The sequence below is a fragment of the Candidatus Arthromitus sp. SFB-mouse-NL genome (assembly GCF_000709435.1).
Lineage (GTDB): Bacteria > Bacillota > Clostridia > Clostridiales > Clostridiaceae > Dwaynesavagella.
In genome coordinates, this window is sequence record NZ_CP008713.1 from 1 (window position 1) to 26,290 (window position 26,290).

The window sequence follows — 26,290 nt, forward strand, 5'->3', positions numbered from 1 at the left end:
GTGGAATTTAATTATAACGATTTATGGAATGATATATTATTAGAATTAAAAAAAAGTCTTTCAGATATTAGTTTTAATACCTGGTTTTCAGATGTAAAAATTTTAAATATTTATAATTCTAATATTATCATTGGTTGTAATAACTCTCTAATATCAGAAACTATAAATCTTAGATATTTAGATTCATTAACTTCAATAATATTTAATTTAACAAAACAACACTATACTGTTAAATGTATCTTAAAAGATTCCTTTAAGAGTGAATACTCTAAAGATTTAAATAAAACTATTACATTAAGTGCTCACGATAACGTTTTAAATACTGCATTAAGCTCTAATTTAAATTCTAAATATACATTTGAAACTTTTGTTGTTGGGAATAGCAATAGATTTGCTCACGCTGCATCATTAGCTGTAGCAGAATCTCCATCTAAAGCATACAATCCACTATTTATATATGGGGGAGTTGGTTTAGGAAAAACACACTTAATGCATGCCATAGGTCATTTAATTAATGAAAATAACTCTAACTTAAAAGTTGTATATGTTACCTCAGAAAAATTTATCAATGAGCTAATTAGTGCAATAAAAGATGATAAAAATATAGAATTTAGAGATAAATATAGAACTGTAGATGTTTTACTTATTGATGATGTTCAATTTATTGCTGGTAAAGAACGTACTCAGGAAGAGTTTTTCCATACATTTAATTCTTTGCATGAATCTAATAAACAAATTATATTATCAAGTGATAGACCACCCAAAGAAATAAAAACACTTGAAGAAAGGTTACGATCAAGATTTGAATGGGGACTTATTGCTGACATACAACCACCAGATTACGAAACAAGAATAGCTATATTAAGAAAAAAAGCAGATGTGGATAAATTAAACGTTCCTAATGAAGTACTCATATATATAGCAACAAAAATTAAATCAAATATTCGTGAATTAGAAGGAGCTCTCTTAAGAGTTGTTGCTTATACAAATTTAACAAACAGCAACATTTCCCTTGAGTTAGCTAAAGAAGCACTAAAAGATTTAATTAATATTAAAAATTCAAAAATTATTACAATTGAATACATACAAGAAACAATATCTAATTACTTTGATTTAACTATAGATATAATAAAATCCCAAAGAAGAACCCAAAATATAGCTTTTCCTAGACAAATTGCAATGTATTTATGCAGAAAACTTACAGATTCGTCTCTACCTAAAATAGGTGAGAAGTTTGGAGGAAGGGATCATACCACAGTAATACATGCTTATGAAAAAATATTAAATAAAATAGAATCTGATCCTGAATTTAATAATTTAATCATTGAATTATCTAATAAAATAACTAATAATAAATAATTTTCTAAATAATGTTTATAACTTATTTTTTTATTATTTAAAATTATAAATTTCCACTTAATAATTTACTATATTTTTTACATTATTCCAAATTAATATCAACAAAATTATTTCTATTAAACAACTTATTTTGTACAAAAAATGTTGTTTCCACAAAACTAACATAACCTACTACTATTACTACTAATATTTTATAATTTTTTATTTAATTTTTAAGGATGGTTTAAATATGAAATTTTTTTGCAATAAATTAGAATTAGTTGAAAAAATAAATATTGTTCAAAAGGCTATAATTAGTAGGGGAAATTCTCCTGTTTTAGGTTGCATATTTATGCAAGTTGATGATAATAAATTAACAATGACTGCTGTAGATACAGATTTATCAATTGAAACAAATGTTAATGCAGAAGTTATTGAAAAAGGAAACTTGCTTTTAGATTCTAAATTATTTGGGGAAATAGTAAAAAGATTACCAATGGAAAAAATAGAAATTAAGAATAATAAATTAAATAAAAAAAATATAATTATTTCATCAGGTAATACTGAATTTAATTTATTAAATTTAGATTCTGAAGAATATCCTAAAATACCTCAAGTGGATTTTAAAAATAAAATCTTTTTAAAACAATCTGTATTAAAAAATATGATAAAAAGCACAACATTTTCAGCATCATTTGATGAATCAAAAGGCATAATTACGGGAGTTCTTATAAATATAAAAAATAATATTTTAACTTTTGTAGCTCTTGATGGATTTAGACTTGCATTAAAAAGTGAAATTGTAGATAATAGTTATAATATAAATATAATAGTTCCTGCTAGAACTTTGAATGAATTAAATAAAATACTTAAAGAAACAGATGATTTAATTGAAATATATCTTACAAGTAATTTCATAATGGTAAATATAAGTAATGATAAAATAATATTAAGATTGCTTCAGGGTGATTTTATAAAATATGATTCAATACTTCCAAAAGAATATAAATTATCTATTATTGTATCTAAATATGAGTTAATTAATGGATTAGAGAGATCAACATTATTAACTAAGGATAAAAATAATAATTTAGTTAAAATGGAAATAAAAAAAGATAAATTATTATTGAAATCTCACTCATCTTTTGGACAATTAAAAGAGGAAATATTAATAAAAAAAGATGGAATAGATTTAGATATAGCGTTTAATTCTAGATATCTTGTAGATGCAATTAAATCGATTCCAGAAGATGAAGTTGAATTAAAATTTAATAATAATATAACCCCATGTATAATTAAAAGCATTAAAAATGATAATTCAAAATATATGGTTTTACCTGTTAGATTTATTGTTTAATATATTTAGATTTTAAGATCATTTATTTTAAAATAAATGATCTTAAAATTTTATTTGGAGATAAAATGTATTTTAACGATATAAGATTAAAAAATTTTAGAAATTATAAAAATATAAGTATTAATTTACATAAAGATTTAAATATTTTAATAGGTAATAATGGTGAAGGGAAAACAAATATACTAGAGTCAATTTATTTTCTTTCACTATTAAAGTCTCATAGAACAATAAAGTTAAATGATTTAATTAATTTTAAAGAAGAATATACAGAAATATTTACTGATATCACAAATGATAATGATAAAAAAATAGTAACATATTTAAAATTTGATAAATTAAAGGGTAAGAATGTTAGCATAAATAATTTGGATATTAACAGATTAGCAGATTTTATAGGTTATATAAAAGTTGTTATGATTGCTCCAGAAGATATGAGAATAATTAAAGATTCACCAAGTATTAGAAGGAAATTTTTAGATATTAACATATCTCAAATTGATAAAATATACTTAAAATCTATTCTTAAATATAATAAAGTTCTGAATTTAAAGAACAATTTGTTAAAAGAAAAAAATATTAATGATAAATTATTAGATGTGTATGATGAACAAATATCTTTATGTAGTGGAATTATAATTAACAAGAGATTACAATATATAGATATGTTAAATAAATTTTCTAAAAGTATACATAACGATATATCTTGTAATAAAGAAAATATAAATATAGTTTATAAATCTTTTATTGATTTAGATGTATATAAAAATAATGAGAATATGAAAAATAAAATTTTAGATATATTAAAAAATAATAGAAATATTGATAAAATTAAGAAAAGCTCTAGTAGTGGGATACATAGAGATGATTTTATGATTTTCATAAATAATAGGGAAGCTTTGAATTATTCATCACAAGGTCAGCAAAAAAGTGCAATTATATCTATAAAATTAAGTATAGTAAAAATAATAAAAGAAATTACAAAAGAATATCCTGTTTTGCTTTTAGATGATATATTATCAGAACTTGATAGTAAAAGAAGAAAATTTTTGTTAAATTTCCTTCCATATGTTCAAACGTTTATAACTTGTACTGAAATACATGAAAAAATTTTAAGACCATGTAAGATTTTTAATATATCTAAAGGTGAAATCTTAGAGGAGTGTTAAATTGTATATTCAAATAGGAAATGAAGTTAGTGTTAGGGAGCGAGATATAGTAGGAATATTTAATGTTGATACAACATTTAGGTCTAAAGATAGTAATGATTTTTTAAAGATATCTGATGAGGAGGGATTTGTATATAAATCATATGATTATTATATTAAATCTGTTGTAATAACAGAGATTGATAATAAAAGTAAGATTTTTTTATCACCAATCTCATCTCATACATTAATTAAGAGAATTGGTGATGGTAAAAATTAAATTTTAATATAAACCGTTTGGAGGAATTTGATTGCAACATAATAATTACAATCAATATGATGAAAATCAAATAGAGGTTTTAGAAGGACTTGAAGCTGTCCGTAAAAGGCCAGGAATGTATATAGGTAGTACTTCAAAAAAAGGGCTTCACCATTTAGTGTATGAAATAGTAGATAACAGTATTGATGAAGCATTGGCTGGGTTTTGTGACGAGATAACTATAACAATAAATGATGATAATTCAATACTTATAGTTGATAATGGAAGAGGAATACCTGTTGGTGAACATCCAAAATTAAAAAAGTCTACATTAGAAGTTATTATGACTGTATTACATGCTGGTGGTAAGTTTAATGGTAATGGTTATAAAATTTCTGGTGGATTACACGGTGTAGGAGCGTCAGTTGTTAATGCTTTATCAGAAAGATGTTATGTGAAAGTTAGTAGGGGTGGTCATGTATATTTTCAAGAATATAAAAGAGGAAAGCCGGTAGACTCTGTTAAAAAAATTGGGAATAGTATGTATACCGGTACTGAAACATATTTTATTCCGGACAAAGAAATTTTTACAGAGACAACAGAGTATGACTTTGACGTTTTAAGTCAAAGATTGAGAGAATTAGCATTTTTAAATGCAGGAATAAAAATAAATTTAAATGATCTTAGATTTAATAATTCTGAAGAGTTCTTCTATAGTGGAGGAATAAGAGAATTTATAAAGCACATAAATAAGGGGAAAAAGGCTCTTTTTGAAGATGTTATATTTTTTGAACACTCGAAAAATGATTTAAACTTACAGATAGCTATACAATATACCGACAATTACAATGAGAACATATTAACGTATGCAAATAATATATTCACCCAAGAAGGTGGTACACATCTTGTAGGGTTTAAAACTTCTCTTACTAGGTGTGTTAATGATTATGCTAAAAAATTTAATTACATAAAGGAAAGTAATAAAGACGAAATAAAAAGTTTGATTGGTGAAGATATTAGAGAAGGCTTAGTGTGTGTATTATCAGTTAAAATGGCTAATCCTCAGTTTGAAGGACAAACAAAAACTAAATTAGGAAACAGTGAAGTTAGGAGTATTGTAGATAATATATTTTTCAATTGTTTTTCTGAATTTTTAAATGAAAATCCTAATATTGGAAAAATAATATGTGAAAAAGCTATTATTGCAGCTAAGGCTAGAGAGGCTGCGAAAAAAGCGAGAGAAACAACAAGAAAATCTGTTTTAGATAGAACAGCATTACCGGGTAAACTTGCTGATTGTTCGTCAAAGAATCCAGAAGAATGTGAAATTTATATTGTTGAAGGTGATTCTGCTGGGGGATCAGCGAAGCAAGGAAGAGATAGAAAATTTCAAGCAATATTACCGTTATCAGGTAAAATTATGAATGTTGAGAAGCAGAGAATTTTTAAAATATTATCATCTGAAACTATAAGATGTATGATAACGGCATTTGGTTGCGGAATAGGTCAAGATTTTGATGTAGATAAGATAAGATATAACCGGATAATTCTTATGACTGATGCCGATGTTGATGGATCTCATATTAGAACCCTTTTATTAACATTTTTATATAGGTATATGCCTGAAGTCATAGAAAAAGGATTTGTTTATATAGCAAGACCGCCTTTATATAAAGTTTCAGAAGGCAAGAAAGAATTTTATTGTTATACGGAAGAAGAGTTGAATTTAAAATTAAAAGAGATAAATAAGAACAATCTAGTTATTCAGAGGTATAAGGGCTTAGGAGAAATGAATCCTGTTCAATTATGGGAAACTACTATGAATCCGGAATCAAGAACTCTTTTAAGAGTGACAATTGAGCATGCTAGTTATGCGGATGAAATATTTTCTATATTAATGGGAGATAAAGTAGAACCTAGAAGAGAATTTATACAAAATAATGCCAAGAACGTTAAAAATTTAGATATCTAATCATGGGAGGATCTATATATGTCAAATAATGAAGGAAGAATATTAAATATAGATATAAGTTCAGAAATGAAGAAATGTTATATGGAATATTCTATGAGTGTAATAATAGGCAGAGCACTCCCTGATATTAGAGATGGATTAAAACCGGTACATAGAAGAATTTTATATTCAATGTATAGTTTATCTCTTTACCCAGATAAACCATATAGGAAGAGTGCAAAGATAGTCGGAGATGTTTTAGCAAATTTTCATCCTCATGGAGATTCATCTGTTTATGATGCCCTAGTTAGAATGGCACAGGATTTTTCAATGAGAAATCCTTTAATTAATGGTCATGGGAATTTTGGATCAATTGATGGAGATTCTGCTGCAGCTATGCGTTATACAGAAGCTAAAATGAGTAAAATTACTTTAGAAATGATAAGGGATATAAATAAGGAAACAGTAGACTTTTTGGATAATTATGATGGATCTGAAAAGGAACCAGTGACTCTCCCAAGTAGAATACCTAATCTACTTATTAATGGATCATCAGGTATTGCTGTTGGTATGGCAACTAATATACCTCCACATAATTTAGGGGAGGTTATAGATGCTATAATTTATTTAATTGATAATGAAGAAGAAAATATAAGTATAGATGATTTGATGAAGTATATAGAAGGTCCTGATTTTCCTTTAGGAGGTATAATATTAGGTACGAGAGGAATCAAAGATGCCTATGAAAAAGGAAAGGGTAAGATAATAGTAAGATCTAAGGTTTTGATTGAGGAAGTAAACAACAGGAATTGTATAATAGTTACAGAAATTCCATATCAAGTTAATAAGGCAAGATTGATTGAACATATAGCTGAGCTTATAAGAGACAAAAAAATTATTGGGATACATGATTTAAGAGATGAATCAGATAGAGAAGGTATAAGGGTCGTAATTGAATTAAAAAAAGATGTTAATGCTAATATAATATTAAATCAATTGTATAAATTAACTAAACTGCAAGATACATTCGGAGTTATAATGCTTTCTTTAGTTGATAATGAGCCTAAAATTTTAAATCTTAAAGATATTTTGATTCATTATTTAAATTACCAAAAAGAAGTTGTAACGAGAAGAAGTAAATTTGATTTAAAAAAGGCTGAGAATAATAAGCACATATTAGAAGGATATAAAATTGCTTTAGATAATATTGATGAAATTATTAAAATAATAAGAGAATCTAATAATAATGAAATAGCTAAGCAAAGTTTAATAGACAGATTTGAGCTTACAGAGATTCAAGCTTTATCTATACTGGAAATGAGACTCAGAAGATTAACTGCCTTAGAGAGAGATAAGATAGAATCAGAATTACTTGAAAAAATGAATCTTATAAAAGAGTTAAAAGAAATATTAGATAATGAAAGATCTTTATTGAATCTTATAAAGGATGAATTGCTGGAAATAAAGTCAATACACAATACTGACAGAAGAACTTATATAGATAAGACGTATTATGAAGATGATATAAATAAGGATAATTTGATACACAGAGAAGATATAGTTGTTACCTTGACTCATGATGGTTATATTAAGAGAATGGCGTCTAATACATATTCTAGCCAAAAAAGAGGAGGAAGGGGTATGCAAGCTATGACTGTAAAAGAAAATGACTTTATAGAAAATATTTTTCATACAACAACTCATCATAACTTGCTATTTTTTACAAATTTAGGAAGAGTATATAATATAAAGGCATATGAAATACCTGATTCATCAAGGACGGCTAAGGGAATAAATATAATTAATTTAATAAATTTAAATAGTAATGAAAAAGTTCAAGTAGTTTTATGTTTAGATGGATTAGATAATTGTGGTTACATATTGATGGCTACTAAACTTGGATTAATCAAGAAAACTAAAATTTCTGAGTTTTCTAAGATAAGAAAAAATGGATTAATTGCTATAGGAATAAAGGATAATGATGAATTGTTAAATGTAAAACAAACAAAGGGTGATGCTAATATTGTAATGGTAACTAGTGGTGGATATGCTATAATATTTAATGAAAAAAATATACGATCTATGGGGAGATCTGCAGCAGGAGTTAAAGCTATTACTTTAAGAAAAGGAGATAGTCTTGTTGCAATAGATCTTGCTACAGATGGAGAAGATTTATTAATTACAAGTGAAAATGGATATGGTAAGAGAACTCCTTTAAAAAGTTATCCTATACAAAATAGAGGTGGGAAAGGTATAAAAACCTATAAAATAACAGAAAAAACGGGTAAAGTATCTTGTGCATGCGTAGTTAATGAAAATAATGATGTTATGTTGATTAATTCGAATGGTGTTGGAATACGAATAAAAACTAGTGATATTTCTAAAATAGGAAGAAGCTCATTAGGAGTTAAACTTATGAAAACAAACAATAATGAAAAGATAACAACTATAGGTAAAATAAAAGAATAATAACATTAAAAAATAACTAAGAAAAGCATTGACAACTTATATTATTTAATATATAATTAGCGTATAAGTTGTTCTTAGTAAGGATCTTTAGCTCAGTTGGTTAGAGCAACCGGCTCATAACCGGTTGGTCCGGGGTTCGAGTCCCTGAAGATCCACCATGGGGGTATAGCTCAGTTGGGAGAGCACCTGCCTTGCACGCAGGGGGTCAAGGGTTCGAGTCCCTTTATCTCCACCATTATAAGTATAGAAAAGAGCGCGTATTGTATACGTGCTCTTTTCTATTTGCTACGAAAAATATTAAGTGTTAGGAAATAAATAATGAATAGAATAAAACAATTTATATTTTACATGTTTAGTGTATTCTATAAAGTAGACAAAGACTTTTTAAATCTATATTTAAATAAAAAAGAATTATATTATTTTAATAAACTTTTAAAAAGTGAAAAACAGCATTGTATAAAAGTTGCTAAAAAATGTTTAAAGGTATATGATAAGTTTGGGATATATAATTATGAAATTAATTTAGTTATAAAGATGTGCTTACTTCATGATGTTGGAAAGATATATTCGAAATTAAATTTGTTTTTAAAACCGTTTGTTGTTATTGTTATAAACAATAGGAAAACAAGAAAGTTAGTGTTATTTATGAATAAAAAACGGATTTTTAGATATATAAAGCATTCAAAATACAGTTATGATATTCTAAAAAATTTTGAATATTCCGATGAGTTTTTAGATTCTATTAGATATCACCATTCTGAAAAAAGAATAATAAATAATAAATACATAAATTTGTTAAAATATTGTGATTCTAATTATTGTTAATCTTAAAAGTGACAGTTTAATATTTTACAATTAGAGAAATTAAAAATATTTAGTATAGGAGATTTTTATGTTAGATTTAAAATTTATTGTTTCAAATAAGGATTTTGTTAAACAGAAGCTTACTAATAGAGGAGAAGATTTTCCTATTGATTTAATAGATGATCTCATTGAATTTTATAAAGAAAAAAATTCATATATACTTAAAGTGGAAGAATTGAAGAATAAGAGAAATATCTCATCTAAGAGTGTAGTTTCATTAAAAAAAACTGGTAAAAATGTTGATAGTATTTTTAAAGAGATGAAAGATTTAAGTGATTATATTAAAGAATTAGATAAAAAAATATTTATTTTAAATGATAAAATAAATTATATTATGCTTAGAATACCTAATATACCAAATAACAATGTTCCAGAAGGAAATGATGATGACGATAATGTTGAGATTAGGAGATGGGGAGAGCCAACTAAATGTGATTTTGAGATAAGATCGCACTGGGATATAGCTAAAAATTTAGATATATTAGATTTTGAGAGAAGTGCTAAGGTTACAGGATCTAGGTTCGTATTTTATAAAGGATTAGGTGCGAGATTGGAAAGATCTTTAATAAATTACTTCTTAGATGTACATACAATAGAACATGGGTATGTTGAGCTTATTCCTCCATATATGGCAAATACAGATAGTTTTATAGGAACAGGTCAATTACCAAAATTTAAAGATGATGCATTCTCAGTTGAAAATAGAGATTATTTTTTAATACCAACTGCGGAAATACCAGTGACTAATTTTTATAGAGATGAAATAATATCTTTGAATGATCAAAATCCTGTACAAAAGTTTGCAGCTTATAGTGCTTGTTTTAGATCTGAAGCTGGTTCTGCCGGTAGGGATACACGAGGATTGATAAGATTACATCAATTTAATAAAGTTGAGTTAGTTAAGTTTTGTCGAGAGGAAGATTCATATAATGAATTAGATAGTCTTGTTAATGATGTTGAGGTTTTATTAAAAGAATTGAAATTACCATATAGGGTTGTTAAGGTATGCAAAGGTGATTTGGGATTTTCACAGGCTTTTAAATATGATATAGAAGTTTGGATGCCAAGTTATAATAGGTATGTTGAAATATCTAGTTGTAGTAATTTTGAAAGTTTTCAGAGTCGTAGGAGTAATATAAGGTACAAAGAAAATAGCTCGTCTAAAGCTAAATTTGTTCATACTTTAAATGGATCGGGCTTAGCAGTTGGCAGAACATTTGCTGCTATACTTGAAAATTTCCAAACATCAGAAGGTAATGTTGTTATACCAGAAATACTCAAGAAATACTTTAATGGATTGGAAATTATATCTTAATTGGTATTTAATTTCTAGGAGGTTATTGATGACTAAAAATATTAAAAAAGGAATTGTTTTAATATTAGTAGTATTTATTTTGGGGATTATTTCCATTTTGATCAATTTAAATAGTTTAACTAAGAAAGTATATATGTATAATAATGGTATTATAGAGTTTGATAATGAAGAGTTCATAAAATTATACAATGATGATTTTAATTATATAGGTTTAAGTAATAATAATTATCCAAATATAGGGTATTTGGATAAGAACAATTACTTTAAAGAAAATATAAATATTTTGGAAGTAGATTCCAGAAAAATTATATATATAGATCCATTCCAAGATTATATAAACGTTGAGGATCCGTATTTATACGGAGGTGTATATGTTTATAGTAATTATTATAATGAATTTATATTGGATTTTGATTTTACAAAGTACTATAAAGAATTGTCAAGTATAGATGGAGGTAAAAGTTTTGATTTATCAAACGAAGAGTCTGAAATTATTAAGAGTATAGTTTTAGATAATGTTTATAATGAGATGAGTTATAATGGGATAAAGCAATATTTATCAGAATATTCCTATGATTTAAATATAAAACATAAAAAATATCCTGATATTTATTTAAAGTTAAGAATTTATAGAGATAAGAACGATAATTTAGTTCTTAGATTTAATGATAAAAATTACTATGTTAATGAATTCAAAGATAATAGAGAAATAGATTTGAATACTCCTTATTATACATATAGAGGTGATGATTATGGATATTTATATAACAATATAATTAGTAATGAGGATCTAGAAAATTTTGCATTTCATGATTATATAATTGAAAATATGGATTCAAAGGTTTATGTAAATTATGTTAATGATGTATTTAGAATCATAAATAATGAGAAATTATCTATTAAGGATAAGATATCATTAATAAAACAAATTTTATATATAAAGTATAAGCCTACTAATAGAGAGGATTTTTCATTAAGGATTGAAAGAATAAAGAATTTAAATATTGTAGGTGATAATAGAAAGACGTATAGGATAAATCATAAGTTTTTATTTGATATATTTAATTATCCAGCTAATGTGTATTCTTTAGCGTTTTATGAAGATGATCTTTTGTATAATATTCCCGAAAGATATAAGGAGCTTTATGAGAATTTTGTAAATATTATTATTAATGATTCTAATATTGAATATTTAAAAAAGAATGATATGATAGTTGAACTTCAAAATCATTTGGTAGTAGTAGATGAGGAACAATTAAAATCATTAAGAGATAAGTATGGAGAAATTGAAGTCTTAGAAGAAAACAATGAGCGTATAAAATATGCACCAGGATATTATGGTTTTTTATATAGTGATATTAAAAATATTGATGATTTAAAAGAATTAGCTTTACATGAGGAAGTTTTGAATAATATTTTTAATGATTATTTCAAAAGTATTTATGTAAATAAGATTAATGATATAATAAATGGTGATACCAATTTAGATGAAAAATTAAAAAGTATTGTAGAATGCCAATTAAAGTTTACATTGATACCTATAAGCAAACAGAAATATTATCGAGAAATGTATAAAAATAATTATTTTAAGGAAAGCTATATAAATAAATCCAAGGAAATTTTATCGTAAAAAATAACTATTATATTACTAAAAAACATTGACAAATATATTTGTTTGTAATACAATAGCTATGAACTAATGGAGAGATGGTCGAGTGGTTTAAGGCACCGGTCTTGAAAACCGGCGTGCGTTGATAGCGTACCGTGGGTTCGAATCCCACTCTCTCCGCCATTGTTTTTGGAGAAATACTCAAGAGGCTAAAGAGGCACCCCTGCTAAGGGTGTAGATCAGGAAACTGGTGCGAGGGTTCGAATCCCTCTTTCTCCGCCAAAAGGTGCTATTTATATTATAGCACCTTTTTGTATTTTATTTTAAAAAGTGTATTTAGCATATACTCTCAAATAAAATTAATGTATTAATGTCTTTATGTAATATTTTCATATAGACATTTTTGTTTTTATAGGTAAAGTATATTTTTTAATATGAATTTTAATAATTGAGTATTTTGAGTTTTTATCAAATTATATTTGGGGAGAGTAAAATTGAAATTTAAATTTATATTTGGGAAAAAAGGTTATGGAAAAACACAGTATATATTGAATGAAATAAAGAATGAAATGAAAAATGTTAATGATCATAGAATTTTAATTATAGTTCCTAGTCATAACACTTTTATGATGGAAAATAGGATACTTGAGTATTTAGGAGAAAATGCATTGTCAAAGCTTGAGATAATGGATTTTAAGAAATTCACGTTTAAGTTATTAAATATATTTAAGGGAAAAACAAAAAATAGGATATCGAATATAGGTAAGTCATTGTTAGTTAATTATTTGATTAGGAATAATTATGGTAAGTTTTTATATTTTAAAGATAATAATAACATTGATTTGTCTGATGAAATATTATCAATGTTAATAGATTTTAAGAATTATAATATAGATAATAATTGTATTAATTGTATATTAAATGCTATTAATCCTAATACGGAGTTATATAGTAAGATTAGTGATTTGATGTATATAAATAATTTATATAATGATTATATAGATAATAATTATTTAGATTCTTTAGATGATATGAGAATAGCAAATGATATTATACAAAAAAATAAGGATCTATTTAATTCTTATAATATTTATATAGATGGGTTCGATATATTTACATATTATCAATATGAGTTTTTAAATATAATTATTGATAGGTCAAATAAATTAGTTGTATCTCTTACAATAGATGAGTTATCAAATAGTATTATTTATAACGATATTATTAAAATAAAGAATAGAGTTCTAACATTACTTTTCAACAAAGATTGTTACGATATTGAAGAAGTATATTTAAATGATGTACATAAAAGCGATGAACTTAAATATTTAGATAGAAATTATTTGAAATATAATGTTAGACCTTATCCTTATGAGGTTAAGAATATATTTTTAAATAAATGTTTAAATAACTTTTATGAGGTTGAAGAATTATGTAAAAAAATTAGATATTTAGTTATAAATATAGGATATAGGTATAAAGATATAGGGGTTATATGTAGGGATATTGATTCATACGAGAATTTTATAAGAGTTTCTTTTGATGAATTTAATATTCCTTATTTTATAGATAAAAAAAATGAGATAACATCAAATATGTTTAGTATTTTTATATTTTCTATATTTGAAATTTTTGATAATAATTTTTCTAATAATGCTTTATTTAAGTATATAAAGAGTGGACTTTTAGATTTAGATGATGAGGAAATATTTTTAATTGAAAATTTTTCGTTGGAAAATGGTATATCAAAATATAAATGGAAAACTGATTTTATAGATGAGTATTATATAAGATACAAAATAGAAAGAGGAAATGAAGATAACATTGATATAAACAAAATAAATGCTATACGAAGAATTATTATAGATCCATTAATGGCCTTATTTAATAAGGTAAAAGGGAAAAATAGTGTAAATTATTTTATTAAAGAGTTATATGATTTTTTAAAAGATTTTGGTTTCTTAGATAAAATACAATATATATGTGAATCACTTAAATTAAGAAATGATTTTATTAATGCTAATGAAATAGTTCAAATTGTAGATAATATTTTTAATGTTTTAGATGAGATAAATGATATATTTAGGAATGAGATGTTAAGTTTTTCTGAGTTCGGAAAAATTCTGATAAATAGTATATCAAAAATTGAAATATCCCATGTACCTATGAGGATGGATGAAATATTAATAGGGGATATTGAAAGATTAAAGATAGGTAACTATAAGGTATTATTTGTTATAGGGTGTAACTCTATAAATTTTCCTAAAATTTATAAAAAAGAGGATTTAATAAATGACTTAGAAAAGAATTATATAAGGAATTTAGGATTTGAATTTTCAGGTACAAATATTGATAAGAATTTATCTGAAAATTATCTTATGTATTCTCTATTAAATATACCTAAGGAGAGTTTATATATTAGTTATTCTATATCAAATATGGATAGTAGATCTATGAATCCATCGATTTTAATATCTAGAATTAAGAAAATATTTCCTAAAGTAATTGAAGATAACAAAACTATTATAAAAACTGAATTTTCAATAGATAATATATATTCTATGAATAGTACGTTAAGTAGTTTTATATTGGATTTTAAAAATTGTATTTTAAATAATAAATTATCTAAGATTCATACGGAGTTATATAATTTTTATAAAAATAATGATAAATTTAAGGATTTTATATCTATATTTTTAATGAGAATAAGAGGTAAGAATTATAAAGATTTACTTGATTTGGATATGTTAAATTATATATATAAAGATACAAAATTTTCTATATCGTCTGTAGAAACTTATTCTAAGTGTCCATTCAAGTATTTTTTAGATTATATAATAAAAGTAAGGATTAGAAGGATATTTTCTTTTGAATCTTATGATTATGGTAACATAGTTCATTTTTTAATGGAGAATATATGTAAGAATATAATAAAATCTTATAATTTTGGGAATTTATCTAAAGATGAAATTGATAAATTTACCTTAGATTATTTTAATAATATAATTTTTTCTTATGATAATGGGAGTTATATTTTAAATAATAATTTTAAATTTAGAACTTTTGGGAAAAAAGTGAGGAAGATTATAAGTGATGCAATATTTTTTACTTGTAAGCACTTAGGAAATACAGAATTTTTTCATAAATATTATGAATTTGAATTTGGAAAAAATAGTTCTAAAATAGAATTAATTTTAAATGATGGTAGAAGGGCTTCTTTTGTTGGGAAAGTTGATCGCATTGATTTTTGTAAGAGTAATGATGAGATGTTTATAAATGTTATTGATTATAAATCAAGTATTCATGATATAGATTATGGTAAAATTTATAATGTTTTAAATATACAAACAATTGCGTATATGGATTATATTATAAGATTATATAGAGATAATTATAATATTGATCTAAATCCTTGTGGTATTTTTTATTTTACTATAAGTAAACCTATAATTAAGAATAAGAAGAATATAGATTTGATAAAAGAAACTGAGAAGTATTACAGATATAGTGGATTTATTATTAATGATATTAAAAAGATTAATCTTATCGATAAAAATATTTTAAATAATGGAAATGGAAGCAGTATATCTTTAAAAATAAATAAAGATGGAGAAATATCTAAGGTTAATTCTCTAGAGAGTATTTTATCTGAAAATGAATTTAGTGATATATTAGAATTTGTACACGAATCTGTTAAGGATAAAATTATGGAAATTTATGATGGAAATATAGAAGTATGTCCTGTATTAGATGATATTAATCAATCGAGATGTAGTTATTGCAATTATGTAGGAATATGTAAATTTACAAAGAAAACAAATAAATTTAGGATTATTAATGAATTAGATAAAGATTTATTTTTTAATTTAATACGAAAGGGAAATAATTAGTGGATTTTAGTAAGAATCAGAAAAATGTTATTGAATTAATTAACGGAGATTTGCTCGTATCGGCTTCAGCTGGATCAGGAAAAACAGCAGTTTTAGTTCAGCGTATAATAAATTTAATATTGAATTATTGTGTATCTATAAATGAAATATTAGTAATTACATTTACAAATGCTGCAGCAGTTGAAATGAAAGAGAGAATTGTAAAAGCATTAGAAGATAACATTAATGATATAAACAAACATATTTTAGAAGAGCAATTAATGTTAGTAAGTAATTCTAATATTCAAACCTTTCATTCTTTTTGTTTGGATATTTTAAAAAATAATTATTATAAATTAAATTTGGGATCTAATTTTAAAATAATTAAGGATAGTCATAGAAAGATGCTAATTGGTGATGCACTTGATGATACATTTAATTTTTATTATGAAAATGAGGATGAGGATTTTTTGACTATAGTAAATATTTATGGAGGAAAATATTCAGATGTAAAATTAAGGGAGATAATTGTATATATTTATGAATTTATACAAAATATAGTTGATATTGATGGATTTATAGAAAAAAGTACAGATATTTACATAATAAAAGATAATGATGATATATTTTCAACCAAATTAGGTAAGGTATTACGGTTACGATTAATAAATAAATTTACATTGTATAAAAATAAGTTAACTGATTTTTTATTGGGAATTAGTAATAATAAAAAGGTTTATAGTATTATAGAGAATGATATATTTATAATTAATTCATTTATAAAACGATTAAATAATTCTTATGAAGATGTATATGAGTATATTTATAGTTTTAATTTTTTGAGATTACCAAAATTATGTGATGATTATAAAGAAATAAGGAGTGGATTAAAAGATTTTATAGACTCTTTAAAGAAAAACATATTTATTGTAAGTGAAAATATATTAAAGTTGCAAATTGGTGATTTGAAAAATATTGTTATTAAATTATTTGAGATTGTATGTAAATTTAAGGAGAAATTTGAATTAGGAAAATTATCAGAAAACTATGTAGATTTTAATGATATGGAACACTTAGTAATTAAACTCTTGAATGATACCAGGATATGTGATAATTATAGAAATAAATTCAAATATATTTTTATAGATGAATATCAAGATACTAATTACATACAAGAATATATAATAAATAAAATAAAGAATAATTATAATGTATTTATGGTCGGCGACATTAAGCAGAGTATTTATGGTTTTAGAGGTGCAAAAGTAGATTTATTTAGTAAAAAATACAAGAATTTTAAAAAAGTAGATGATATAACTTTTGTAGAAGGAAATGAGAATAAGATATTATTATATGATAATTATAGGAGTAGGAATGAAGTAATTAGTTTTGTTAATTTTATATTTGAGAATATTATGATAGATGGAATATCTAATATAGAATATACACCTGAGGAATATTTAAATTGTGCAAGTGACTATAAAGTGATTAAAAATAATAATGAAAATTGTGAAGGAGAGGTTACTCTTTCAATTATAATAAATGATGAAAAAAATTCAGATATTATTAATGAAATGGAGGATGTGGAGTGTAGCTTAATTATTGAATATATAAATAAGCTTATTAATTCTGAAGATACAATATATAAAATTTATGATAAAAGTATTAATGGATATAGGAAAATTGAATATAAGGATATTGTTATTTTAGTAAGGAATGTAAATGGTGCATGTATATCAAAATTATTACATGAAGAGCTTGAGAAAAACAATATACCATCATATTTTGATGGAGGGGATCAATTTTTTGATTGTATTGAGGTAATCACAATATTAAGTTTACTTAAAGTTATTAATAATCCTACTGATGATGTTGATATACTTACAGTTCTTAAAAGTGAAATATTTAATTTTTCAAATAATGATTTAGCATATATAAGAATTGTAAATAATGATGAGTACATATATAAAAATATTAAGTATATTTTGAATTTAAATTGTTGTGTAGAAAATAGAGTGTTTTTAAATGATGAATTTTCAATAACCTATGACAGGTTTAAAATTCTTTATGATAAGTGTATGTTTTTTGTAGAGAAGATAAATGAATATAGGGAAAAGTCATTGTTTATGAAAATTGATGAGTTTATTTGGTTTATATATAAGGATAGTAAATATTATTTTTTACTGTCAACTATGGAAGATGGATTAACTAAGCAGAGTAATTTAAGAATTATATTTAATAAGGCAAAGGAGTTTAGGGTTGCTAGTTTTTCAGGATTATTTAATTTTATAGAGTATTTGAAGTATTCAAAGAAATTTGGAGATGATATATTAGTCCCTAAAAATATATCTGAGAATGAAAATGTAGTACGTATAATGAGTATACACAAAAGTAAAGGACTTGAATTTCCAGTAGTAATACTTTGTAATACATCAGGTAGATTTAATTTTAAGGATTTGAATAATTCTATAATATTGCATGATGAGTTTGGTATTGGATTAAATCACATAGATTACAATTTGAATTTAGAAACAGATATGTTTATTAAAAATATTATTAAAGAAGATCATAAAGACAATATTATTTCAGAAGAACTTAGAATACTATATGTGGCTTTAACAAGAGCTAAGGAGAAATTATTTATAACAGGTACATACAATTCGGATAAAGATTTTCAAAGAGTAGCTGATATTTATAAATGTAAGAGTTATTTGGATTTTTTGTGTAATTCACTTATGAAACATAGAGATGGATATATTCTTAGAGAATATAAAGGTGAAAATGGATTACACAATGATTTAAATAAGTGTGAGTTTAAAATTAATGTATATAATAAATCAGATTTTTTAAAGGGTGAGAAACATGATAGTGAAAATGATGATATAAATTTAGAAAGTATTATGGAGAGAGAATCCTCAAGTTATAATCATATAAATGATATTTTTAATTTTAAGTATGATTATGATGATGTGATTAATATGCCGATTAATTTATCTGTATCTGAGATATTATCTTATGATGAGGAAGAGAAATTAAATATAAATTTTAAGGTTCCTAAATTTATTGATGATAGCAAAAATGAAAAGTTGTACACAGCTTTAGATATAGGTAATTTATATCATTTTTTTATGCAAAATATAGTTTTAGGACCAAGTATGGTTTATGATTATTTAGAAAGTGAGCTAAATCGTATGGTTAAATGCGAGATGCTTTCTAATGATGATATTAAGTATTTGAATTTAAATAAGATATTAAAATTTTTTGAAAGTAATTTAGGTAAGAGAGTTATAGAGTGTTTTAATAAGGATAGAAGAAAAGTTTATAGGGAATTTGAGTTTTTGATGAATCATAGGGTAGATAAGATAAATAAAAATAATGATTTGAGAATTCAAGGAATAATTGATTTGTTTTTCTTTGATGGAGATAACATAGTTTTAATAGATTATAAAACAGACAAGCATATATTTAATAATAAAGTTATTCCTAATAAGTATAAAGAACAACTTTATTATTATAAGATTGCTCTGAATAAAATATTTAATTTAGACATTTCTGAGAGTTATATTTATTCTTTTGAGAATAATAAAGCTTTTATGGTTTGAAAAATTTTATCAAATGTATTAATGTATTATATTCATTTAAAGATGGTTTAAGATGGAGAAGTGTTATTAGATATTTATTATATTTAATAACATCTTTTTTGTTTTTTACGAAGTTTTGTGTGTTTAGATTTATATGTTTGAATTTTAATGGAGAATATCCCCACTTTATTTTATAAAAAATTTTTAATATCATTTTGTCTATATAATGAGATATTATTAAAATTATTTTAAGGGAGAATTTATAATTTTCCTTTAAAATAATTTTTTTTATAAATAGTTTATTATTTTGGAAGTTTTTTATGGCGTCGTATACCTTTTTTATTTCTATCATCTTTTTTTTGTTTATGTTATAATCACTTTCTAATATTTGAAAAATGAGATTATCACTTATTTTTGAGTGAAAATAAAACAAACAAAATATCCTTAGGTGGAAATCAGTTACTGAATTTATTAAGGAATTTATATTAAATAATTTTACCTCTTTATTTGAAACAAGTGAAAAGAAGTTTAATAAGTTTAATAATTGTATAGATTTTATAAAATTTACTCCTTTAAAAATTTTTTTTAATTCCTCATTTATTCTGTATTTAGATAAGTTTATTATTAAATTGAAGTTATTTTTAAGTGCAAGTAAAGTTAAGTATTCTATGTTAAAATCAAGTTCTGATTTGAATCTAATGCATCTTAAAATTCTTAGGGGATCTTCTTTGAATTTTATGTTTCCATCTCCAATTACTCTTAGAAGTTTATTTTTTATATCATTAGTTCCAAGCATCGGATCTATTAGTTTATTACCATCATAATAAATTGAATTGATTGTGAAATCGCGTCTTAATGAATCTTCATATGGTGAGTTTATAAATTTTATATAGTTTGCATGTCTAAAATCTATATACTCTTTTTCAATTCTGAGTGTTGTTATTTCAAACCAATCTCCTTTAAAATGGATTTTTATACACCCAAACTTTTCACCTATGTTTATATGTTTTTCAAATAAAGATTTAATGTATTTTGGATGAGCATTTGTACATAAATCAAATTCATAAATAGGAATATTTAATAAATAATTTCTTATGGCTCCTCCAACAACGTAACATTCAAAATTATTTTGATTAAATATATTGATTAATTCTTTTAAATTATCTTTTAAAAAATTTTTCATAATGAACTATTAATTCTTAAAACCTTCCATTTTTATATAAAATACTTTAATATAATAATATTATAAAAAATCGAGGTGTTAAATGAAAGGGCATATAAATATAAAGGATTTTAAAGTAGGAGAAAGAATTCAAGGAGTATATCTTATTAGAACTATACATGTAAAACTTACAAACTCTAGTAATAAAAAATATTTAGATATTAATTTTTCTGATAAAACTGGTAATATAAATGCTAAGCTTTGGGATTTAAAAGATGATTATAATGATGAATTTAAAGAAAATACTTTAGTTAAAGTAAAAGGATGCATTTTGAGTTGGCAAGGTAGTATGCAACTTAAGATTGAAAATTTATCAAATGATTTTGATAAAGAATATATAAATATTGATGATTATGTTCAATGTGCTCCTATGGATTCTAATTATATGTTTGATGAGCTTTATAATTTAATATCTGGATTTAAACAAAAGGAGATAAGAAGTGTTTTATTAGCTATACTCGATATAAAAAAGGATAAACTTTTATATTATCCAGCAGCTAAAAGTAACCATCATTCAATAAAAGGAGGATTATTATATCATATTTTAAGTATGATAAAGCTTGGTGAGAGCATATGTGGACTTTATCCTTTTGTTAATAGAGAATTACTATTTGCGGGAATAGTGCTTCATGATATTGAGAAAACTGAAGAAATGGATTCAAATGAATTAGGTATAGTAAGTACATATACAGTGGAAGGTCAAATGCTTTCACATTTAATACAAGGTATAACTCTTGTTGATAGGGTTTGCAATAGTTTAAACATATCTAGTGAAGTTAGGATGTTACTTCAGCATATGATATTGTCTCATCATTATGAGGCTGAATATGGAAGTCCAATAAAGCCAATGATAATTGAAGGGGAACTTCTTCATCATATAGATGTTATAGATGCAAGAATGTATGATATGAAAAAGATTATAGATAATATAAATGAGGGAGATTTGTCAGATAGAGTATTCTCTTTAAATAGCAGGAGAATATATAAACCTAAGAAATTATTAGAGGAGTAGGTTATGAAAAAAGAAGATAGTTTTTTAAGTACTCTACGTATTGCCATGTTTGATTTTAAGAAATATACAGTTTTTTTGGGTATGAAACCTTCTAAGGTAATTTTAAATAGATTTATATTTGTTTTACTTATAAGTGTGTTTTATTTCATGTCTTTTCATAAGAATATAAAGCAGGTTGAGGAATTTAATAATAATAAGCAGGAGATATTTGAAGATATTAGCTATTCAAACGGAGTTTTAAATATAAAGAATTCACCTGTAATTTTTAAATCAAATGTATTTAGGGAAAATAATTTTCTTTTAATTGGAGATACAAGAGATGAATTTAATATAAATGACTTTAGTGATTATAGTTATCATAGAGATGCTATAGTACTTACGAAGGATTATGTTATAATCAAAAATGGGCTTAGAGAAATTACGTTAAAATATTCAGACCTCGTATCTTTTGGAGTGATACCAAAAGATATCGTTGTAAATAAGGAAATGTTTTTTAGTTCATTTGATATTGTTGTTAGGGTTTTAAAATACGTATCGTATATAATTTTTCCTTTAAGCAGGGTTTTTGATTATTTCTTATACGGGTTTATTATTTCATTATTTGCTTTTATATGTGGGTATATAATAAGATTCAGAGCAAGTTTTGGTAGTATTTATAAAATGATTTTATTTGCACAAACAATACCTTATTTAATTATTTCTGTTTTTGATATAATTACTGAGCTTAATGGAATTAAAGTTATGTTTCCACTACATATTTTGGAGCTATTAACCTTGTTTATATTTTTAAGGAGTGTATATTTAATAAAGAAAGATGCATTGATGAAGTATCTTAAAAAATGAGGTTAAATAATTTAATTGAAAAATATAATATGTTTTGATATAATTAGGTTATTATGCACAGGTAGCTCAGTTGGATAGAGTAGCTGGCTACGAACCAGTTGGTCGGGGGTTCGAATCCTCTCCTGTGTGCCAGATGATACCATCTACTAATGAAGGATTTTCATAGGTAGATGGTTTTTTAATTGATATTGGGTGAAAGGTTAGAATCCTTTCACTCTTTTTTATTTTATAGTAAAGATGAGATTTTAAATAGTATTTATATAGGAACAGGCGGTGTTTTTATGGAAGATATAACCGAAATGCTAAAAGGTATTTTAGAAGGTTGTATTCTTGAGATTATTAATCGGAAGAACACTTATGGATACGAAATTACTCGTAAGCTTAATGAATTTGGATTCAAAGACGTTGTTGAAGGGACTGTTTACACTATTTTGATTAGATTTGAGAAAAATAAATTAGTGGATATTCAAAAAAAACGGTCTGAACTCGGACCACCACGAAAAATTTATTCGATTAATGATAAAGGGCGTAAGGAGTTACGAGTGTTTTGGAAAAAATGGGAGTTTTTGTCATCAAAAATAAATGAATTGGGGGAAAATAAAAATTATGAATAAATTTTTTAACGATTATTTTAATATAAGCAAAATAAGAGAGAGAGTCGTCGCGTGTATAAACAACAAATGCAACGTGTTAAGGATTTACCTGAGAATTATCAGTATGTATTTAAGAAAATTCAAAACCATATGTGGCAGTTTGTAGCAGCTCCTGATTATGATATGATGGAGGTTCATTATGGATTGATCGATTTGTTTGAGGAAGGAGCGTCTAATGGTAAATCTATTTTGGAAGTAACTGGTGAAGATGTTGCCGCATTTGTAGATGAACTTTTGAAAAATACTAGAACATATACAGATGATTGGAGGACTAAATTAAATAATGAAATAAAAAATAAAATTGGAATCGATAAAAACACAAAAAAGTAGAAGTATAATTAAAGTCGATAATTTAGAGCTTAAAAATTTTCTTTTTTTTATACATTGATAAAAGAATCCCTTAAAATTGTTTGAGTTTTAGGGGATTCTTATTTTATTTCTAAATGAGGAGAATAAAGATGGCAAATCTTTAAAAGACATTGAAGATGTAGTATTATAAGTATGTTTCAATAATTATTATAGAAAAAGTTTTTAGGAGGTAAAATTATGGTTAAACCTTTTATTACATTTAAGGGAGATGCAAATGAGGCTATTAACTTTTATGAAAAAGTATTTAATGGAACAGATAAGAAGGTAATGCATTACGGAGATATGCCAAGTAATTCTGAATTTCCAGTAGATGAAAGTAAGAAAAATTGGGTACTTCATGGAACACTTAATATTTGTGGATCAGAGGTTATGTTTTCTGATACAGATGAGAGTTTACATGATAAAAATACTTTTGTACCATCTTGCATGATCTCTATTGCTGTTGATTTTAATAGTGAAGAAGAAATACGTATAGCTTATGAAAAGCTTAAAGAAGAGGGACATGTTATGATGGAACTTTCCCCTCAGTTTTTTGCAGGGCTTTATGCTTGGGTTTCTGATAAATTTGGGGTGACTTGGCAAATGACATATCATACTCATTAATGATATTTGGAGGAAGATATGAGTGTAAAGAAAAATAATACGGCATCGATTAGTTTTGAGCAGCAGATTTGGTCTGCTGCTGATATTTTAAGAGGTAATATGGATGCAGCAGAATACAAGCACGTTGTTCTCGGGCTTATATTCCTTAAGTACATATCTGATAGTTTTGAGAGAAGATATCAGGAATTATTAAGAGATGATGATGATGTTGAAGATAAGGATGCTTATACTGAAGTTAATGTATTCTTTGTTCCTCCTGAGGCAAGGTGGAGCGTAATACAAGCCTCTGCTCACAAAGAGGAAATAGGTATTGTAATAGATAATGCCATGAGAGCAATTGAGAAAGAGAATAGGAGATTAAAGGATATTCTTCCCAAAAATTATTCAAGAGAGGAACTTGATAAACGCCGTCTTGGGAATGTTGTTGACTTATTTACAAATATTCATATGATAGATCATGGACGGGACAAGGATATATTAGGGAGAACATATGAGTATTGCCTTTCTAAATTTGCAGAGCAAGAAGGAAAGAGAGCTGGAGAATTTTATACCCCTTCTTGTATTGTTAGAACGCTCGTTGAAATATTAGAGCCATTTAATGGTAGAGTATATGATCCATGTTGTGGTTCTGGGGGAATGTTTGTGCAGTCTGCAAAGTTTGTTGAGCATCATTCAGGGAATATAAATAATTTATCAATATTTGGTCAGGATTCAAATCCAACGACTCGTAAAATGGCAATTATGAATCTTGCAATTAGGGGTATAGAAGGGGACATTGGACCTCATAGTGCGGATACATTTTATAATGATTTACATAAAACGCTTAAGGCAGATTTTATATTATCAAATCCACCATTTAATCTTTCAAATTGGAATGATGGAAGTTTGAATGATGATGTTAGATGGTCTTATGGTTTGCCACCGTCTGGGAATGCAAACTTTGCTTGGCTTCAGCATATGATTCACCATCTTTCACCAAGAGGTAAGATCGGAATGGTTTTAGCAAACGGTTCTCTCTCATCTAAAAGTGGAGGCGAGGGGGATATTCGAAAAGGCATAATTGAAGATGATCTTGTTGAAGGGATTGTTGCTATGCCGAGTCAATTATTTTATACAACTCAGATTCCTGTGTCATTATGGATTATAAATAGGGATAAAACTCAAAAGGGTAAAACTTTATTTATAGATGCAAGAGATATGGGAAAGATGGTAAATAGGAAATTAAGAGAGATGACAGAAGAAGATATTAAAAAGATTTCTGATACATTTCGTGCGTTTGAGGAAGGGACGCTTGAAGATGTGAAAGGTTTATGTGCAGTTGTAACAACTGAGAAGATATCAAAAGAGGATTATATTTTAACGCCTGGAAGATATGTTGGAATAAAAGATAGAGAAGATGATTCTGAAGGGTTTGATGATAAGATGAAGAGACTCACTGGGGAACTTCGAGAGATGTTTAATAAATCTCATGAACTTGAAGAAGAGATTCAAAAAAGACTTGGGAGTATAGGATATGAAATATAATATTCCTGAAAGAGTTATAAAGGATATTTTTTTCTTGAGATTGATGAGGGAGTACATAATGAAAAAGATAGATAATTTTTCTGCAAGCCTTAATGCACTTAAAATTGCTAATTTTGAAGAGACGAGGGATGATATTATTTATAGAACTGGGATTGTAGGACAATTTAATTTAACAGATGGTATTGATACACTTGTCATTCTTATACGCGATAGTTTTATTTATGCTTTTGATGAGCTTCTAGAAATTTTAATTTTAAAAGAGAGGGAGGCAGAAAGTGATAATTGGGATGATTAAAAAAGGGGTTAA

19 protein-coding genes and 5 tRNA genes are annotated in these 26,290 nt (G+C 25.2%); 23 read left to right on the forward strand and 1 reads right to left on the reverse strand.

Annotation, left to right across the window (positions count from 1 at the left end; genetic code table 11):
- From dnaA to addA, 15 genes are all read left to right on the forward strand, one after another.
- Positions 1 to 1,359, forward strand: a complete 1,359-nt coding sequence (gene dnaA, locus SFBMNL_RS00005) for a chromosomal replication initiator protein DnaA (protein ID WP_007439964.1) — start codon at positions 1 to 3, stop codon at positions 1,357 to 1,359.
- A 229-nt stretch (positions 1,360 to 1,588) separates the two neighbouring features.
- Complete coding sequence (gene dnaN, locus SFBMNL_RS00010; protein ID WP_042293882.1) at positions 1,589 to 2,695, forward strand: DNA polymerase III subunit beta; 1,107 nt, start codon at positions 1,589 to 1,591, stop codon at positions 2,693 to 2,695.
- Between the two features lie 65 nt (positions 2,696 to 2,760).
- Positions 2,761 to 3,861 carry a DNA replication/repair protein RecF gene (recF, locus tag SFBMNL_RS00015; protein WP_042293885.1) on the forward strand — a complete coding sequence of 367 codons (1,101 nt, stop codon included), beginning with the start codon at positions 2,761 to 2,763 and terminating at the stop codon, positions 3,859 to 3,861.
- 1 nt (position 3,862) lies between these two features.
- Entirely contained in the window at positions 3,863 to 4,120 is a 258-nt protein-coding gene (remB, locus tag SFBMNL_RS00020) for an extracellular matrix regulator RemB (protein WP_005805007.1), read from the forward strand.
- 31 nt (positions 4,121 to 4,151) lie between these two features.
- The gene (gene gyrB / locus SFBMNL_RS00025) at positions 4,152 to 6,071 is read left to right on the forward strand and encodes a DNA topoisomerase (ATP-hydrolyzing) subunit B (RefSeq protein WP_014017784.1); all 1,920 of its coding nucleotides are present in this window, start codon (positions 4,152 to 4,154) and stop codon (positions 6,069 to 6,071) included.
- A gap of 18 nt (positions 6,072 to 6,089) precedes the next feature.
- On the forward strand, positions 6,090 to 8,519 hold the full coding sequence (gene gyrA, locus SFBMNL_RS00030; protein WP_042293890.1) for a DNA gyrase subunit A: 2,430 nt from the start codon (positions 6,090 to 6,092) through the stop codon (positions 8,517 to 8,519).
- Between the two features lie 81 nt (positions 8,520 to 8,600).
- Positions 8,601 to 8,677 (forward strand) — tRNA-Ile (locus SFBMNL_RS00035).
- A 1-nt stretch (position 8,678) separates the two neighbouring features.
- Positions 8,679 to 8,754 (forward strand) — tRNA-Ala (locus tag SFBMNL_RS00040).
- Between the two features lie 83 nt (positions 8,755 to 8,837).
- Entirely contained in the window at positions 8,838 to 9,344 is a 507-nt protein-coding gene (locus tag SFBMNL_RS00045) for an HD domain-containing protein (protein ID WP_005805004.1), read from the forward strand.
- A gap of 67 nt (positions 9,345 to 9,411) precedes the next feature.
- Positions 9,412 to 10,698, forward strand: a complete 1,287-nt coding sequence (gene serS / locus SFBMNL_RS00050) for a serine--tRNA ligase (RefSeq protein ID WP_042293893.1) — start codon at positions 9,412 to 9,414, stop codon at positions 10,696 to 10,698.
- Between the two features lie 28 nt (positions 10,699 to 10,726).
- Positions 10,727 to 12,328 (forward strand): hypothetical protein, encoded by a 1,602-nt coding sequence (locus tag SFBMNL_RS00055; RefSeq protein WP_009068178.1) that lies wholly within the window; start codon positions 10,727 to 10,729, stop codon positions 12,326 to 12,328.
- A gap of 71 nt (positions 12,329 to 12,399) precedes the next feature.
- Positions 12,400 to 12,490 (forward strand) — tRNA-Ser (locus SFBMNL_RS00060).
- Between the two features lie 8 nt (positions 12,491 to 12,498).
- Positions 12,499 to 12,589 (forward strand) — tRNA-Ser (locus SFBMNL_RS00065).
- 212 nt (positions 12,590 to 12,801) lie between these two features.
- Positions 12,802 to 16,197: a PD-(D/E)XK nuclease family protein gene (locus tag SFBMNL_RS00070; RefSeq protein WP_042293899.1), complete on the forward strand. Its 3,396-nt coding sequence runs from the start codon at positions 12,802 to 12,804 to the stop codon at positions 16,195 to 16,197.
- Positions 16,197 to 19,778, forward strand: a complete 3,582-nt coding sequence (addA, locus tag SFBMNL_RS00075) for a helicase-exonuclease AddAB subunit AddA (RefSeq protein WP_042293901.1) — start codon at positions 16,197 to 16,199, stop codon at positions 19,776 to 19,778. The genes SFBMNL_RS00070 and addA overlap by 1 nt, the downstream gene beginning before the upstream one ends.
- On the opposite strand, the gene SFBMNL_RS00080 is transcribed toward addA, so the two are convergent.
- Positions 19,768 to 20,940 carry a CCA tRNA nucleotidyltransferase gene (locus SFBMNL_RS00080; RefSeq protein WP_042293903.1) on the reverse strand — a complete coding sequence of 391 codons (1,173 nt, stop codon included), beginning with the start codon at positions 20,938 to 20,940 and terminating at the stop codon, positions 19,768 to 19,770. The two genes, addA and SFBMNL_RS00080, sit on opposite strands and share 11 nt — an antisense overlap.
- A gap of 82 nt (positions 20,941 to 21,022) precedes the next feature.
- On the opposite strand from SFBMNL_RS00080, the gene SFBMNL_RS00085 reads away from it, so the two are divergent.
- The 8 genes from SFBMNL_RS00085 (at position 21,023) to SFBMNL_RS00120 (ending at position 26,278) form a co-directional block, all read left to right on the forward strand.
- Positions 21,023 to 21,991 (forward strand): 3'-5' exoribonuclease YhaM family protein, encoded by a 969-nt coding sequence (locus tag SFBMNL_RS00085; protein WP_005804996.1) that lies wholly within the window; start codon positions 21,023 to 21,025, stop codon positions 21,989 to 21,991.
- Between the two features lie 3 nt (positions 21,992 to 21,994).
- The gene (locus SFBMNL_RS00090; protein WP_005804995.1) at positions 21,995 to 22,834 is read left to right on the forward strand and encodes a DUF1189 family protein; all 840 of its coding nucleotides are present in this window, start codon (positions 21,995 to 21,997) and stop codon (positions 22,832 to 22,834) included.
- A 55-nt stretch (positions 22,835 to 22,889) separates the two neighbouring features.
- Positions 22,890 to 22,966 (forward strand) — tRNA-Arg (locus tag SFBMNL_RS00095).
- Between the two features lie 149 nt (positions 22,967 to 23,115).
- Positions 23,116 to 23,448 (forward strand): PadR family transcriptional regulator, encoded by a 333-nt coding sequence (locus SFBMNL_RS00100; protein ID WP_042295210.1) that lies wholly within the window; start codon positions 23,116 to 23,118, stop codon positions 23,446 to 23,448.
- A gap of 66 nt (positions 23,449 to 23,514) precedes the next feature.
- On the forward strand, positions 23,515 to 23,817 hold the full coding sequence (locus SFBMNL_RS00105) for a DUF1048 domain-containing protein (protein ID WP_042295212.1): 303 nt from the start codon (positions 23,515 to 23,517) through the stop codon (positions 23,815 to 23,817).
- Positions 23,818 to 24,033: 216 nt separating this feature from the next.
- On the forward strand, positions 24,034 to 24,459 hold the full coding sequence (locus SFBMNL_RS00110) for a VOC family protein (RefSeq protein ID WP_005804991.1): 426 nt from the start codon (positions 24,034 to 24,036) through the stop codon (positions 24,457 to 24,459).
- Between the two features lie 18 nt (positions 24,460 to 24,477).
- A complete protein-coding gene (locus SFBMNL_RS00115) occupies positions 24,478 to 25,983 on the forward strand; it encodes a type I restriction-modification system subunit M (protein WP_042293907.1) in 1,506 nt (501 codons plus the stop codon).
- Complete coding sequence (locus SFBMNL_RS00120) at positions 25,973 to 26,278, forward strand: hypothetical protein (RefSeq protein ID WP_242838761.1); 306 nt, start codon at positions 25,973 to 25,975, stop codon at positions 26,276 to 26,278. The genes SFBMNL_RS00115 and SFBMNL_RS00120 overlap by 11 nt, the downstream gene beginning before the upstream one ends.
- Positions 26,279 to 26,290 lie beyond the last annotated feature (12 nt).